The following is a 15,135-nucleotide window of genomic DNA, read 5'->3' as shown; positions in this document are numbered from 1 at the left end:
AAATTTTAATTAAAGATACGAAAATTATCTCTTCATTGCACCGTCTCCAATTTGGTCACAAATGTACTGACCATTCTGGCAAAATACAACTAATTCGTCCTGAATAAATTGTAGTACTTTTTCGCTAACGTTTTCGGGATATAAAACGTGAACATTTGCACCTGCATCAAGCGTAAAACAAACCGGAATTTGGGTTTCATTTCTAAATTTCCAAATTGCATTAATGATCTGTAATGTGTTTGGTTTCATTAAAATAAAATACGGCATAGAAGTCATCATCATAGCGTGTAAAGTCAAGGCTTCACTTTCGACAACTTTAATGAATTCGTCTAAATTCCCACTTTCGAAAATCGCAATTAATTGATCCAGATTCTCGTGTGCCTGAGCAAAACGTCTTTCGGCATAAGGATGATTGTGCATTAAATCATGTCCTACAGTGCTTGAAACTTGTTTTTCGCCTTTATCGACCAATAAAATGGTATCTTGATAATTCTTGAAATTTTCATGAATTGTATATGGAAATTCAACTCCATATAAATCAGTACTTCCTTGAATATTCGCCTGGTTTCCCCAAACAACAACATTTCCTTTTGTACTTCTACAAGCACTTCCGGAACCTAAACGGGCCAAAAATGATGCTTTTTGATAAAAGTATTCATCGGTCATTTCAGGATTCAATGCTTTTTCTAAACTCATAAAATTCATCGCCAAAGCCGCCATTCCTGATGCCGAAGAAGCAATTCCGGAACTGTGCGGAAATGTATTTTGTGTATCAATCGTAAAATGATAGTCTTTCAAAAAAGGCAAATACACTTCAATTCTTTCTAAAAACTTCTGAATTTTTGGTTTAAAATCTTCCTTCGGTTTTCCTTCAAACAATAAATCAAATGAAAAAGAATTTTGATTTTCTCTTTTTTCAAAACCTAATTTAGTAATCGTTTTGCAATTATTTAGTGTAAAACTCACAGAAGGATTTGCCGGAATTTGATTGTCTTTTTTTCCCCAATATTTGACTAATGCAATATTGCTGGGAGCGCTCCACTCAAAATTTCCATTTTCGATGGTCGAAGTATATTTTTTAGGAATAAAATCAGTTGCTGTAAACATGAATTATAAAATTTTGGCAAAGATAGTTTTTATACTATTTCACCATATAAGTTATATAAGAAATTATAAGTTTGGCTTTTGCTAAAATGAACTTATATCACTTCTATGGTTTAACCTTTCTTTTTAACTATTTTTGAAAAAAAAATCAAGAGGAAGATGAACAAGACAGTCAAGATTGCAATAGCGCTAATTATTTGTTTAATGGTAGGATATTCTGCAAGTGTCGTAACGAGACCAAGTGTAGAAACGTGGTATCCAACGATTATAAAACCAAGTTTTAATCCGCCCAATTGGATTTTTATGCCGGTTTGGACTTTACTTTATATTTTTATGGGAGTTGCGGCAGGATTAGTTTGGGATAAAATAAAAGAACAAAACGAAGAGGTAAAAAAAGCCTTAGGTTTCTTTTTGATTCAGTTGACATTGAATGCAATTTGGTCCTATATTTTCTTCGGATTAAAAAACCCGATGTTAGCCTTTGTTGAAATTGCATTGTTGTGGTTGATGATTTATGAAACTTATTTCAAGTTCGACAAAATCAATAAAATCGCTGGATATTTATTGATTCCATATATGGCTTGGGTTGCTTTTGCAGGAATTTTGAATGCTAGTATTTGGTGGTTGAATAGATAAGGATTTTTGTTTCAGGTTTCAGGTTTTTTTAGTTTCAAGTTCAGGTTCAATCAATACGTTTATTTTATGAATAAATTCAAGGTTTTTGTTTTTGTGTTGGTCTTGTTTTCGTTTAAGACTTTTGCTTGTTTGAATGGGGAAACCAAGACATTGAAAAATGGTGTTATGGTTTATGTCGATTTTCAAGGACTTGTTCCTCATGGACATAGATTTTCAATAGAAAATTTTCCAAAATTGATTTCGGAGCTTGATAGTTTGTATAAAAAAACGAACAATATAGATTATTTGTCTGATAAAGGATATGTGTTAATTGTTCAGAAAAAATATGACGAAGCTTTAAAGTTGTATCTGAATATTGAAAAAATTAAGCCTAATCGATATTCAACAGCGTCTAATATTGGAACTCTTTATGAGTTGATAGGCGAAAATCAAAAAGCATACGGTTGGATTAAAAAATCAATTGAGATTAATCCGGAATCTCATAATGGCTCTGAATGGTTGCATTTGAAAATATTGGAAGCTAAGATCAAGAATACCAAAGATGTTTCAGGTCAGTTTTTAATAAACACGAGTTTTGGAAATACCGGAGTTCCTAAGACTAAATTGTCTAAAAATGAAGTAGATGAATTAGCAAAAATGGTTTATTATCAGGTAAATGAGAGAATGTCATTTATAGAACCAAAAGATAAGATTATTTCTATTTTGCTTTTCGAATTGGGAAATCTTATAGAATTAAAAGGTGAACATGAGAATGCACTTCAGATTTATAGAGCCGCAAGAACGTATGGTTATGACGGTGATTTAATAGTTGCAAGAATGGTTAACAGTACAGAAAGCAAAGTTAATTATTTGGAAAAAAAGACTTGGGATTTAACTGAGAAAATGAATTCTTTAAGAAAAAGTAAAGAAGGAGTAGATCTAGATTATGTAAATCAAATCGAAACTAGTTTGATTATAGTTTTTATAATTGGTTTGCTTTTATTGATTAGTTTTTTAATTCTTTATTTTAAATGGAAAAAGTTAAAAGATTATATCATTTTAAATGATTTTACTAAGTAAATATTTCTTTCGTTTTAATCATTTCGACTGTTTCAATTTTCTAAATTCTAACGGATTAACGCCTTCATGCCGACTAAAATATCTTGAAAGATTTTTGATATCGGTATATCCGCAAACATCTGAAATTTCGGTTATGGATAAATCTGTTTCGATCAAAAGCTGCTTTACTTGTTTAATTCGGAGTGTATTTATCTCGTCGAGAATGCTTCGTTTTAGAACCAATTGAAATCTTTTTTCTAAAACTCTTCGTGACAATGCCGTTGCATTAACAACATCATCTACAGATATTCTTTCTTTATAATTGTAATAGATGAAATGCAATGCTTTACTTATTTCTTTGTCATTTACAGCCAGGAAATCAGTTGATCTTCGGGTAATTATTTGCAAATGTTCTACATAAATATCATCATAATGACCTTCTTTATTCAGCATCATTTTATTAAGAAGCTGAGCAGTTTCGAAACCGGCTTTTTCAGTATTTAGAGAAATACTCGATAAAGGAGGATCAGATAAATTACAAATACTTAAATCATTGTCAACTCCAAGAACAGACACTTGCTCAGGAACATTAATGCCAATTGCTTTGCAGGCTTCCGTGACGTGTTGTCCCTGATTATCATCGCAAGTCATGATTGCTATTGGTTTTGGCAAAGCTTTAAGCCAATCTGCGAGTTGAGATTCTTTGTAACTCCATAATGGTGGAGTTTCTTCTTTTTGATGTTGGTAGATATGAACATTAAAATTGAATTCTGCTGCTTTTTCGCAGAAACCTTCACATCTTTCCCGAGACCAGACAATATTATCGAAGCCATAAAAGCCAAAATTTTTAAAGCCTTTTTCAATAAAATAAGAAGCCGCCATTTGTCCAGTTTCTTTATAAAATCCCGTAATATTTGGGATGCCTATAAAACGTTCGTTTGTGTCCTGTGCAATGATTGGAATGTCTAATGAAAGTAATTTTTCAAAATCCTGCTCGTTTTCAATTTGAGCAATAATACCATTTGCACCCCAGGTTTTTGCCCATGCAATGGCATTTTTTAACTCCTTTTTATTTCCGCTTACAATTGGAATTCTGCAAAAGTTAAACGGTCCAAATAGTCGGGAATATTTCGCAATTCCGTTCAAAAGTCCTCGTCCATATTCTTCTGAAAAATTAACTAACAGTAGTACCTTGGGGATCATCTTATTATATATTGGTTGATATAGAGAGTTTTATATTGAAATGAAATCAGAGAATCATTAAGTGTTTACTTTGATTTTTATAATTATAAATATTCGCAAAATGAAGATTAATTATCGCAAATATACCATTGTCAATTCAATTACAAGTCTACTTTTGTTTCGTGGTTTTCAATAAAAAACATAAAAATGCTTTAATTATTAGTTTTTTTAACCTTTTTTAAATGCATTTAACTTTTTTTACTCCTTTTGGTAAAATATACCATTTGCCTTTTTGTAGTAAAAAAATGATGAAATTTTTAATAAGCAACCAAAGAATTTAAAACGTTTTAAACACTTGAATTTTGTTAACCAATACATTAATCTCTTTATTAGATTAAAAGAAAAATTATGAAGAATATAAATTATACTAATGGTACAATGATTTCATTCCTTTTATGGCTTATGTGCAGCTTAGTTACTGTGGGTGCTCAAAATGTAAAATTTGAGAAGCAATTAAAAGAGGGATGGAATATAGAATCATCAGCAAAAATAAATACTACCGGAGATAAAATTTCACAGGCTAATTTTGATGTCACAAAATGGTACAAAACTTCAGTTCCGGCGACTGTAATGGCGTCTTTAATTGCCAATAAGGAATATGCGGATATTTTTATGGGGGAAAATATCAATAAAGTTGATACGACAAGATTTAGAGTTCCGTGGTGGTATCGAAATGAATTTGTTATCGAAGATGCTTCAAAAAATACAGAATTAATATTTGAAGGAATTAATTACAGAGCAAATGTTTGGCTAAATGGAAGTCAGATTGCTTCTGCAGATAGTTTATTTGGAGGTTTTAGAATATTTGCTTTGAACATTTCGAAGTATGTGAAAAAAGGTAAGAATGTTTTGGCTGTCGAAGTTTTTAATCAAAAAACACATGAACCTTCTATTGGTTTTGTTGATTGGGCACCAATGGCTCCGGATCGTGAACTGGGATTATGGAGACCAGTAAAGCTTAAAATATCAGATAAAACAAGTCTGAACAACATTTTTGTAACTTCAAAAATTGATAAAAAAGGCTATAAAAGTGCTGAGTTAGAAATTTCTGCGGAAGCAGTAAACAATACTAATGAATCGATAGAAACAGTTGTAAAAGGAAAAATTGAAAATATAATTTTCGAAAAGAAAGTTAAACTTCAGCCTTTAGAAAAACGAGTGATTGTTTTTAACGCTTCAGAATTCAAACAGCTAGAAATTAATAATCCTCGTTTGTGGTGGACGTATGAATTGGGAAAACCTAATTTGTATAAGCTAATAATGTCTATCGAAACCAATAATAAAGTTTCGTTTTCAAAATCTACTGCTTTCGGAATACGAGAAGTTGAGGATTACATGACGGTAAAAGGCTACAGAGGTTACAAATTAAATGGTGTTGAAGTGCTGATTAAAGGCGGTGGCTGGGTTGATGGAATGTTCCTGAATGATACCGAAGAAAAAGTAAAAGCACAATTAGAGTATGTGAAACAAACTAACATGAATACGGTTAGGATGGAAGGTTTTTGGGGAAATAACGAAAGAATCTATGAAATGTGCGATGAAATGGGGCTTTTGATGATGGTGGGATGGAGTTGCCAATGGGAATGGAAAGGTTATCTGGACAAACCTGAAGATGATTTTATGTCGATCAAAACGCCTGAAGACATGGATCTTATTATAAATTACACTCGCGATCATGTGAATTGGTTGCGAAACCACCCGAGTATTTTTGTTTGGGTGATGGGAAGTGATAAATTACCACGTCCGGAATTGGAAGCAAAATACAATGTTCTATTTAAAGAAGTTGATCCTTCAAGACCGCTTTTAATGTCTTGTAAAGGAATGGAAAGTTCAATTTCCGGAAAAACCGGAGTAAAAATGAATGGCCCTTACGATTATGTTGCTCCCGGTTATTGGTTTGAGGATACAGAAAATGGTGGCGCTTTTGGATTTAATACCGAGACTGGTCCAGGTCCGCAAGTTCCTTCGCTTGAAGTGATAAAAAGTATGATTCCCGAAGATAAATTATGGCCAATAAATTCAACTTGGGATTTTCACTGCGGGAGAAATGAATTTCAAACGCTTGATCGTTTTACAAAAGCATTCGATAAGAGATACGGAATCCAGAAAAATGTTGAAGATTTTACTTTTAAAAGCCAAGCTTCAAATTTAGAATCTATGCGATCAATGTACGAAGCTTTTGCAATAAACAGAAGCAATACAACCGGAATCGTTCAGTGGATGTTTAATTCTCCGTGGCCAAAATTAATCTGGCAGTTTTGGGATTATAATTTGTTACCAAATGCCGCTTTTTATGGCGCAAGATTAGGCGCGCGCGCCGTAAATATTGCCTACAATTATGGAGACAATGCGGTTTATGTAAGCAATCTAAATCCTGAGAAAACTAAGAATCTGAAAGTGAAATTACAGATCTATGATTTTAATGGAAAAGTAATTTTCGAAAAAGAAGCAACAGTTTCTGTAAACGGAAATGCTTCGGTTAAAACAATTAATTTGCCTGATAATGCAGCCTATTCGAAAGTATATTTTCTGAAGATGAATTTATCTGATGAAAAAGGAAATTCAATTGCAGACAACTTTTATTGGTTATCGACTAAAAAAGATGTGTTCGATTTTGCAAAATCAGATTGGATCAATACTCCGTTAAGTGAATATGCTGATTTTATGGATTTAGACAAATTACCAAAAGTAAAAATTGAAACTCAAAACATTATTAAAAAAGAAAATGACCAATATGAGGTTACAGTACAACTTAAAAACTCATCAAATTCTATTGCATTTTTAATTGAATTAAACATTGTTGGAGACGTTTCAGGAAAATCAATAGTTCCGGTTTTATGGGACGACAACTATATTTCATTAGTGCCAAAAGAAAGCAGGACAATCAAAGTCACTTTTCCAGTCTCTGCTTTAAAAGGCGAAAAACCTGTTTTTAAATACAAAGGCTGGAATGTAGAATAAAAAGATCAGGATCGATTACTTGAAATAGTAAAATACTATTTAATAATTAAAGTGAATTAGAAGTCCAAAAAACGGATTTCTTTTTCAGAAGAAAAACTCATGTCTAAATCTAAAATTTTAATAAATAAACAAACAAATGAAAACGAGTAAATTAACAGTAGGATTGGTGTTTTTGACCTTTTTTGTTATTTCTTTTCTGACTAACATTATGGGGCCATTGATTCCGGATATTATCAACAGTTACCATTTGTCACTTGGTATGGTTGGTTTTCTTCCGTTTTCGTTTTTTGCGGCTTATGGTGTAATGTCAACTTCAGCGGGAGTTTTGCTCGAAAAATACAGAGAGAAAAAAGTAATGGCATTTTCGTTTCTGATAGCTGCATTAGGTTCGCTTTTATTCGGTTTGTTTCCGTATTATTCTATGGCGCTGGTTTCCTTGTTTTTAATCGGAATCGGGATGGCGGCTTTGCAAGTAGCAATTAATCCGTTGTTGCGAGTTTCAGGAGGCGAAGAACATTTTGCGTTCAACTCTGTAATGGCGCAATTATTCTTTGGGTTAGCTTCTTTTTTAAGTCCGTTGGTTTATAGTTACTTGGTAACGAATATTAAACATGACAAAACAAATTCAAATGAGTTTCTGGAAATCTTGTCAAAACTCGTTCCTGCAAATCTAAACTGGGTTTCTCTCTATTGGATTTTTGCCATAACAGCGCTTGCGATGGTTCTTATTATTTTACTTTTTAAGTTTCCGAAATTTGAATTAGACGAAACCGAAAAAGCAGGAACATGGAGCGTTTACAAAGATTTGCTTAAAAACAAAACGGTGCTTTTATTCTTCTTCGGAACTTTTGCCTACGTAGGAACGGAACAAGGAATCGCCAATTGGATGTCGAAATTTTTAAGTGATTATCACGGTTATGCACCGCAAACTATTGGTGCCGAAGCTGTGGCCTATTTTTGGGGACTTTTGACCGCGGGATGTTTGCTAGGTTTGGTTTTGCTTAAATTTTTGGACAGCCGAAAAGTACTTATTCTATTTGCAGCCGGAGCTATTATTCTTCTAACACTTGCCTTATTTGGTTCGGCAGAAATCTCGCTTTATGCGTTTCCACTTTCCGGTTTTGCCCTTTCGGTAATGTGGTCTGTCGTTTTTTCATTGGCACTAAACTCTCTTAAAAATAATCACGGAGCCTTCTCCGGTATTTTATGTACCGGAATTGTTGGCGGAGCAGTTATGTCATTAATCATTGGGAAACTTGGCGATATATTTGGGCTTCAATATGCAATGACCACCTTATATATTACTCTCGGATACATCCTGAGCATTGGTTTCTGGGCAAAACCTTTAGTCAATAATGCCACAATAAATTTTATGAATATCCGTGATTAATACCAAGCCAAAAAAATAGCCACAGATTTCTTAAATAATAGCAATGAAAGTCGGGGATAAAAAATATTAAAAAGTTTGCCGCGAATTTCTCGAATTTCCCCGAATTATTTTGATTGCACAGATTAAAAATCTGCGTAAATCTGTGGCTAGCTTTTAAGCAGTTTCAAAATAAAAATTCGCGAAAATTTGTGTAATTCGTGGCAAAAAAAACATACTTGATACTTCGCGGACTGTCATAATTAATTTAAAGAAAACAAAAGAAAATCAATAATTATATAAAGTTTTAAAAATGTCGGAAAGAAAGATCATAGGCGTTGACATGGGAGGGACAAAAATCCACACTAGCCTTATTTTAGGAAAAGAAATAATCTCCGAATGTGTAGTAGATACACCCGCCAAAGAATCTGAAAAAGTAGTTTTAGACAGATTAATACACGCCATAGAACAAGTTTATCAACCCGGTTGTGAAGGTATTGGTATTGGCGTACCAAGTGTAGTAGATTGGAAAGAAGGAATTGTATATGATGTTGTTGCCATCCCATCATGGAAAGAAGTTCATGTAAAAAAAATACTCGAAGAGCACTTTAAAATCCCGGTGTATGTCAATAATGATTCGAACTGTTTTGCTTTAGGCGAAAACTTCTTCGGAAAAGGAACGGACTCTGCAAATTTTGTGGCAGTAACTATAGGAACCGGTCTTGGCAGCGGAATCATTATCGAAAATAAATTATATCAAGGAGTAAATACGGGAGCTGGCGAAATAGGAAGTATCTCTTATAAAGACGGAATTATTGAGCAATATTGTGCCAGTGAGTTTTTTATTTCCCGTGGATTAGATGGAGAAAAAGTCTATCTCGAAGCTAAAAAAGGAGATCAAAAAGCCTTAGAGATTTTTAAGGAATACGGCAAAAATCTTTCTCAGGTTATCAAAATAGTTTTATACGCCTACGACCCCGAAATCATAATTCTGGGAGGCTCTATAAGCAATGCTTATGAATTTTTTATTGACGCGGTTTGGGAAGGACTTCATGATTTTATGTTTCCTGTCGAGCTAAAAAAACTCAGAATTGAGAATTCAGAACTTAAAAACAGTGCAGTATTAGGAGCAGCTGCATTAGTGTACAATTTTAACCTCGAAACGGTTTAGTTTCAACCAAAAGCATTTATAACCACATTAAAAAAATAACTAAACAAAAACCAAAATTATTAACCAAAAAAATATTACGATGAAAAATAGTCTACAAAAAGGCTTAATGGTTATTATAACCATGCTATGTACTAGTTGGATGTATTCGCAAGATGTGTCCGGGCTGGTTTCAGATTCTAATGGCCCGTTGCCAGGCGTTTCAATATTAGTAAAAGGAAGCAAAAATGAGGCTCAAACTGATTTTGACGGAAGATTTACGATTAAAAACGTCGGCAAAAGTGCGGTATTGATTTTTAGCTATATTGGACTTAAAAATCAGGAAGTAAATGTCGACGGACGCACTAAGATAAATGTAGTAATGGCTCAGGACCGCAGCGAACTAAATGAAGTTGTCGTTGTGGGTTACGGAACTTCAAAAAAGAAGGATTTGACGGGAGCCGTTGATGTACTTTCGTCAAAAGATTTTGACGGAGTTTCAAATACTTCGCCGGCTTTATTGCTAAGAGGTAAAGTTGCCGGAGTACAAGTTACCCAAACAAGCGGAGAACCAGGTTCTGCAGTTACGATTCGGGTTCGTGGTTCTTCTTCTGTTCGTTCCGGAAATGGGCCTTTAATTGTGGTAGACGGAGTTCCGTTAAGCGGAGGAGATGTATCTGCGGAAGGAGCTGATTTATTGGGGACTTCTTCAGCAAAAAATCCTTTAAACTTTATCAATGAAGCCGATATCGAATCTATTTCTGTTCTAAAAGATGCTTCTTCAACAGCAATTTATGGTGCGCGTGGAGCAAATGGAGTAATCGTAATTACAACCAAAAAAGGAAAATCGAACGTTCCTGAATTCAACTTTAGCACCTCAACACAGTTTAGTACAAAAGCAGGAAATTTTAATGTAATGAATCCTGATCAGTTTGTTGCAGCAAGTAAAGCAGCCGGTGTACCATCTATTCCTGCGGATCCTGTTGCAGGAACTCCGGCAATTAATAACCAAGATTATGGAGGAAGAAATTATAATTGGGAAGATGCTGTATTGCAGAGGGGAGTAGCAGTAAACAATAATTTATCTTTTAATTCGTCAAGCGAAAATTCGAGCACCAGAGTATCTTTTTCTACCAGTAATAATAAGGGAATTGTAAAAAATACAGGATTAGATAAATACACGATTTCGTTTTTTAACTCAAACAATTTCTTTGATAAAATATTAAAAGTAGATACAAAATTGCTTTATGCAAGTATAAACGACCAAACGACTTTAATTACTAATAATGCGAGTTATATTGGGAACGTTATTGGATCTGCATTATATTGGAATCCGACACGACCAATTTACAACGCCGATGGACATTATAATGTGGTAAGTGATACGTATTTAAATCCGGTACAATTGCTGGATTCTTATAAAGATTATACCAATACAAACAAATTATTAGGAAGTATAAATGCGGTACTTAGATTAGGAAATCATTTCAAATATAATTTCTTATTTGGTGTAGAAACTTCAGGATCTACGAGAAAAAGTCAAATTTTGCCAACGATGCAAATTCAGGGAGAAGCATTTTTTGGTACAGTTCCGGGATCAGATCCTGTCGTTACAAAATACGGTACAGCGTCTATTCAAGGACTTAATAACTTCAATAAAACTTTCGAAAATAATTTAAATTACACCAATAAGTTTAGTGATAACTTTAACCTAAATGCCTTAGTTGGATATTCTTATTACTATTATCTGGCAAGTGGTTTTGTAACTTCGGGAAAAGGATATGACTTGGCACAAACCAATTTAATAGACAATATCGAAGGCGGACTTCAAAATGAATTTAGAACCAGTTCTTTTAAAAACGCTTCTGAATTGCAATCTTTTTATGCCAGAGCCGACGCTACTTTTTTCAAACAATATGTAATTACGGCAACTGTTCGTACAGATGGATCTACAAAATTGGGAGCGAACAACAAATACGGAACATTTCCGTCAATAGGTTTTGCTGACAATTTATTTCAGGATAAAGACGGAATCCTTAATAATTTAAAAATTAGAGGAAACTGGGGTATTACCGGAAATCAGGAATTTGCTCCAAACTCCGCTATCGGAAGAGCGAGTTATGGTAATAACGGAAATTTAAATATCGATACAAATGCCAATGATAATCTGAAATGGGAAACTACAGAATCATGGGGAATTGGAACGGATTTTACTTTATTAAAATACAGATTAACCGGTACGGTAGATTATTTTTATAGAAATACCAAAGATTTAATTTTCCCTGTTCCGCAAGCGTCAACGCAGCCGGGACCAAATACGCCGCGTAACAAAAACTTACCTGGAAACTTAATCAATCAGGGAGTTGAGGTTAGTTTGGATTATAAAATAATTGAGACTGAAAACATCTCTTGGGAAATTGGTGCGAACGCTTCTTTCCTTAAAAACGAAATGAAAAACTTTAGCGGAACTGTTGGAACAGGAGGTTTAAACGGACAAGGATTAGACGGCGCGTATACGCAGGTAATCACGAATAACAAACCGCTTTATTCGTATTATTTGTATGATTTTAAAGGATATGATGCCAGTGGAAATTCTATTTATACAAATGCTGCAGGACAACCAGTCGGACTTGGAGACGCTTCAAAACAATTGCTGAATAAACAGCCATTACCAAAAATAAACTATGGTTTTTCATCAACCTTCAAATACAAAGGATTTGATGCCGTAGTTTCTTTCTATGGAGTTGCAGGAAATTATATTTATGATAATACACAAAATGCTTATTTCTTTAAGGGAGCTTTTTTAGGAGGAAGAAATGTTACTGAAAAAGCAGCTTATTCTGAGCAGGCGCAAGGAGATCCAAACTCGCCTTCGACTAAATTTCTGCAAAAAGGAGATTTTTTAAGAATGGGTGAATTAACCTTCGGATACACTTTTACAGGAGCTTTAATCGAAAGAATGAAATGCAAAAATGTACGAGTTTATGCAAACGGTTCAAACCTGTTATTGTTTACAAATTATACCGGATTTGATCCTGAAGTAGATATTAATAAACAAGTTAACGGAGTTCCGTCTGCAGGAATGGATTATCTGGCTTACCCAAGATCAAAAGGAATTGCTTTTGGACTTAACGTAACATTTTAATTTTAAAAACTATGAAAACTATCAATATTATAAAAAGTATCTTTTTCGTAAGTACACTAATTTTAAGTGTTAGCTGTACGAATTTGAATGAAGAAGTTTTAGACGGAATTCCAACAGGAGGAGAAAATGAACCTGTAAATACAGCGGCTTTATTGCGAACTGCCTATCAGGGTTTAAGAAATTTTCAGGTTCAGGAACAAATGCATACTTTAAACGAAATGTCGACAGATGCATTAGTTGGTCCAACGCGTGGAGGAGATTGGGACGATAATGGTACCTGGAGACAATTTCATACACTTACTTGGACTCCGGATAACGTAGAAATTCGAAATGCATGGAATAGTTTGTTGGCAAGTGTATACGATTGTAATACAATTGTCGAAAATTCTAAAGATGCTTCAGAGATTGTTCAGGCGCGTTTTTTAAGAGCCTTTTATTATTATAATGTGCTGGATTTATACGGACAAACGCCATATAGAGAAAAAGGAAGCCCGTTGACAAGTGATCCTAAAGTATGGACGAGAGCTCAGGCGACTGATTTTGTAATTAGCGAATTAGAAGCTGTTTTACCAAATTTACCGGCACGTGTTGCAGGAGATGCAAGTATAGTAAATGCAGATGCAGGGCATTTTTTATTGGCTAAAATTTATTTGAACCTTGGCGTTTTCAAAGCTGCAAATCCTGCAGGACCATATACTTTTGAAGCCACAAATATGAATAAAGTTATCGCTCATGTTGAAGCCATAAAAAGTAGTTTAGCCAGTTCTTATTGGGATAATTTTGCACCGGACAATAACAATTCACCAGAGATTTTATTCTCTTCAAAAAATGTATTGGGAGATGGTGGAGCTCTTGGAGATTATTGGAGATACGGTATGCATTACAACCAAACGCCAGATGGTTATAACGGATTTTGTACGGTGGGAGAATATTATGATCGTTTTAATGCGCTTGATGAACGTCGTCAGCATTCTACACCTGAAATTATTGCACATTTCGGCAACCCAATCGGATTTCAATACGGGCAAATGTATGCACCTGAAACTACAGATGAGGTTACAGGTGCAATCACACCGGGAGGAACAATTCCGTTAAAAGACAGAAACGGAAATCCTTTATTCTTTACCAAAGAAGTAACATTAATTCTTTCCGGACCAACGATTGAAACAGCCGGAATTAGAACTCAAAAATACCAACCCGATGTTAATAATCTGGATAATCCTGAAAATGACTTTATCTTAATGCGTTACGCTGATGCCTTATTAATGGAAGCCGAAGCAATTCTTAGAGGTGGAGCAGCATCAGGAAATGGTTCGGCTCAGAATATTATGGATAAAATTGCTGTGAGAACAGGTGTTCCTGCGCCAACTGCAACTTTAGAAAATTTATATGCCGAAAGAGGCAGAGAATTATGGCTGGAAGGTTGGAGAAGAAACGATATGATCCGTTTTGGAACTTTTTTGAGTGCGAGAGAATTGAAAAAGAATGTTTCACCAGAGAAATATTTATTGTATTGCCTTCCGTCAGATGCTTTATTTAATTTGAACTTAAAGCAGAATCCGGGATACTAAACGTATTATATTTTCATGTTTAGTAAATTCGATATGCAAATTCCTAAGGGCAAAGGTTTTTGTATATCGAATTTGTGTTTAAACAAATGAGAATTATATTCTGCGGATTAATTTTTAGGCTCCATTTTTATTTTTTTGAACATCTCATTTTTAGCGTACAAAAAATCCATTGTAGTTAATACATTATTGTTTTCTAAAAGGTTTTTAGATTTTGGATCTGCATCGCAGAAATCCAGAAACAGTTCAACTTCTTCGGGAGGTAATTTTAAATCCTTGGTAAAAAAAGTGGAAGGAATTGATGCCGCTACAAGTTTTTTGAAAACAGTTTGTTCCGTTTTCTTTTTTAGTTCTTTGTCTTTATCTTTTTTGAATAAATTTATAAGCCCTGTTCCCATTCGGCCGAAGTCCGCACCATTTGTAATTGTTCCGTTGTAAACGCCAGTATATTTTTGAAGAGATAAGGCATCTTTTGTGAGCTTTATGTCGTCCAAATCTTGTTGAGAAATCTTAAAAGGATTAAGTTTTATAGAAGTGACTACTACTTCGTCCAGTTCTTCGGGCTTGATAACCATATTTATTATAAGATTATTTTTAGAAATGTCTTCAGGAGTTATTTTTAATCTGGTAAAAAAGTAATCCTTAGAAAAAAACAGTAAACTGTCTTTCGCTTTTACCAAAATTGAAAAGTCTCCTAAATAATCTGTTGTTGTGCTGGTTTTCGCTGTTTTATTGATAACCTCTACTTTTTTAAGAGGATAGTTGTTAGACAGGACTTTTCCGTGAAGTAGTTTTTCCGTTTGAGAAATTGAAAGCTGGTACGTGAAAAAAGAAATTGTAGTAAGTAATTTTGCTTTCATCTAATAGTATTTAGTTGATAGTAAAATTATTTGAATTCTCTTAACTAAAACTTAGTAAACATGTAAAA

At 34.0% G+C, this 15,135-nt stretch carries 10 protein-coding genes; 7 read left to right on the top strand and 3 right to left on the bottom strand.

What is annotated here, in order from left to right:
• Nucleotides 1–24 precede the first annotated feature (24 nt).
• On the bottom strand, nucleotides 25–1,107 hold the full coding sequence (locus CHB81_RS00400) for a diphosphomevalonate/mevalonate 3,5-bisphosphate decarboxylase family protein (RefSeq protein WP_089349916.1): 1,083 nt from the start codon (nucleotides 1,105–1,107) through the stop codon (nucleotides 25–27).
• 156 nt (nucleotides 1,108–1,263) lie between these two features.
• Here CHB81_RS00400 and CHB81_RS00395 point away from each other — a divergent pair, with 156 nt between their 5' ends.
• Both CHB81_RS00395 and CHB81_RS00390 read left to right on the top strand, forming a co-directional pair.
• Nucleotides 1,264–1,740 carry a TspO/MBR family protein gene (locus tag CHB81_RS00395; protein WP_089349915.1) on the top strand — a complete coding sequence of 159 codons (477 nt, stop codon included), beginning with the start codon at nucleotides 1,264–1,266 and terminating at the stop codon, nucleotides 1,738–1,740.
• Between the two features lie 66 nt (nucleotides 1,741–1,806).
• On the top strand, nucleotides 1,807–2,799 hold the full coding sequence (locus tag CHB81_RS00390; RefSeq protein WP_089349914.1) for a tetratricopeptide repeat protein: 993 nt from the start codon (nucleotides 1,807–1,809) through the stop codon (nucleotides 2,797–2,799).
• Between the two features lie 18 nt (nucleotides 2,800–2,817).
• On the opposite strand, the gene CHB81_RS00385 is transcribed toward CHB81_RS00390, so the two are convergent.
• Nucleotides 2,818–3,981 (bottom strand): XylR family transcriptional regulator, encoded by a 1,164-nt coding sequence (locus CHB81_RS00385; RefSeq protein WP_217899703.1) that lies wholly within the window; start codon nucleotides 3,979–3,981, stop codon nucleotides 2,818–2,820.
• 387 nt (nucleotides 3,982–4,368) lie between these two features.
• On the opposite strand from CHB81_RS00385, the gene CHB81_RS00380 reads away from it, so the two are divergent.
• The 5 genes from CHB81_RS00380 to CHB81_RS00360 all read left to right on the top strand — a co-directional run bounded on the left by CHB81_RS00380 (nucleotide 4,369) and on the right by CHB81_RS00360 (nucleotide 14,210).
• Nucleotides 4,369–6,981 (top strand): glycoside hydrolase family 2 TIM barrel-domain containing protein, encoded by a 2,613-nt coding sequence (locus CHB81_RS00380; RefSeq protein ID WP_089349913.1) that lies wholly within the window; start codon nucleotides 4,369–4,371, stop codon nucleotides 6,979–6,981.
• Between the two features lie 136 nt (nucleotides 6,982–7,117).
• On the top strand, nucleotides 7,118–8,371 hold the full coding sequence (locus CHB81_RS00375) for an MFS transporter (protein ID WP_089349912.1): 1,254 nt from the start codon (nucleotides 7,118–7,120) through the stop codon (nucleotides 8,369–8,371).
• A 289-nt stretch (nucleotides 8,372–8,660) separates the two neighbouring features.
• Entirely contained in the window at nucleotides 8,661–9,518 is an 858-nt protein-coding gene (locus CHB81_RS00370; RefSeq protein WP_089349911.1) for an ROK family protein, read from the top strand.
• 79 nt (nucleotides 9,519–9,597) lie between these two features.
• Nucleotides 9,598–12,639: a SusC/RagA family TonB-linked outer membrane protein gene (locus CHB81_RS00365; RefSeq protein WP_254920905.1), complete on the top strand. Its 3,042-nt coding sequence runs from the start codon at nucleotides 9,598–9,600 to the stop codon at nucleotides 12,637–12,639.
• Nucleotides 12,640–12,650: 11 nt separating this feature from the next.
• Complete coding sequence (locus tag CHB81_RS00360) at nucleotides 12,651–14,210, top strand: RagB/SusD family nutrient uptake outer membrane protein (RefSeq protein ID WP_089349910.1); 1,560 nt, start codon at nucleotides 12,651–12,653, stop codon at nucleotides 14,208–14,210.
• A 107-nt stretch (nucleotides 14,211–14,317) separates the two neighbouring features.
• Here the strand turns inward: CHB81_RS00360 and CHB81_RS00355 are convergent, their stop codons facing one another.
• On the bottom strand, nucleotides 14,318–15,067 hold the full coding sequence (locus tag CHB81_RS00355; RefSeq protein WP_089349909.1) for a hypothetical protein: 750 nt from the start codon (nucleotides 15,065–15,067) through the stop codon (nucleotides 14,318–14,320).
• Between the last annotated feature and the right edge of the window lie 68 nt (nucleotides 15,068–15,135).

This window comes from Flavobacterium sp. ov086 (genome assembly GCF_900187965.1).
GTDB lineage: Bacteria > Bacteroidota > Bacteroidia > Flavobacteriales > Flavobacteriaceae > Flavobacterium.
Note: the sequence above shows the minus strand (reverse complement) of the source record. Positions and strands in the feature narration are given on the sequence as shown.

What these genes read in the sequence shown, in the direction of transcription:
- CHB81_RS00385 (WP_217899703.1), bottom strand. Translation starts at nt 3,981, where the DNA reads ATGATCCCCAAGGTACTACTGTTAGTTAATTTTTCAGAAGAATATGGA.
- CHB81_RS00390 (WP_089349914.1), top strand. Translation starts at nt 1,807, where the DNA reads ATGAATAAATTCAAGGTTTTTGTTTTTGTGTTGGTCTTGTTTTCGTTT.
- CHB81_RS00395 (WP_089349915.1), top strand. Translation starts at nt 1,264, where the DNA reads ATGAACAAGACAGTCAAGATTGCAATAGCGCTAATTATTTGTTTAATG.
- CHB81_RS00370 (WP_089349911.1), top strand. Translation starts at nt 8,661, where the DNA reads ATGTCGGAAAGAAAGATCATAGGCGTTGACATGGGAGGGACAAAAATC.
- CHB81_RS00365 (WP_254920905.1), top strand. Translation starts at nt 9,598, where the DNA reads ATGAAAAATAGTCTACAAAAAGGCTTAATGGTTATTATAACCATGCTA.
- CHB81_RS00380 (WP_089349913.1), top strand. Translation starts at nt 4,369, where the DNA reads ATGAAGAATATAAATTATACTAATGGTACAATGATTTCATTCCTTTTA.
- CHB81_RS00355 (WP_089349909.1), bottom strand. Translation starts at nt 15,067, where the DNA reads ATGAAAGCAAAATTACTTACTACAATTTCTTTTTTCACGTACCAGCTT.
- CHB81_RS00375 (WP_089349912.1), top strand. Translation starts at nt 7,118, where the DNA reads ATGAAAACGAGTAAATTAACAGTAGGATTGGTGTTTTTGACCTTTTTT.
- CHB81_RS00360 (WP_089349910.1), top strand. Translation starts at nt 12,651, where the DNA reads ATGAAAACTATCAATATTATAAAAAGTATCTTTTTCGTAAGTACACTA.
- CHB81_RS00400 (WP_089349916.1), bottom strand. Translation starts at nt 1,107, where the DNA reads ATGTTTACAGCAACTGATTTTATTCCTAAAAAATATACTTCGACCATC.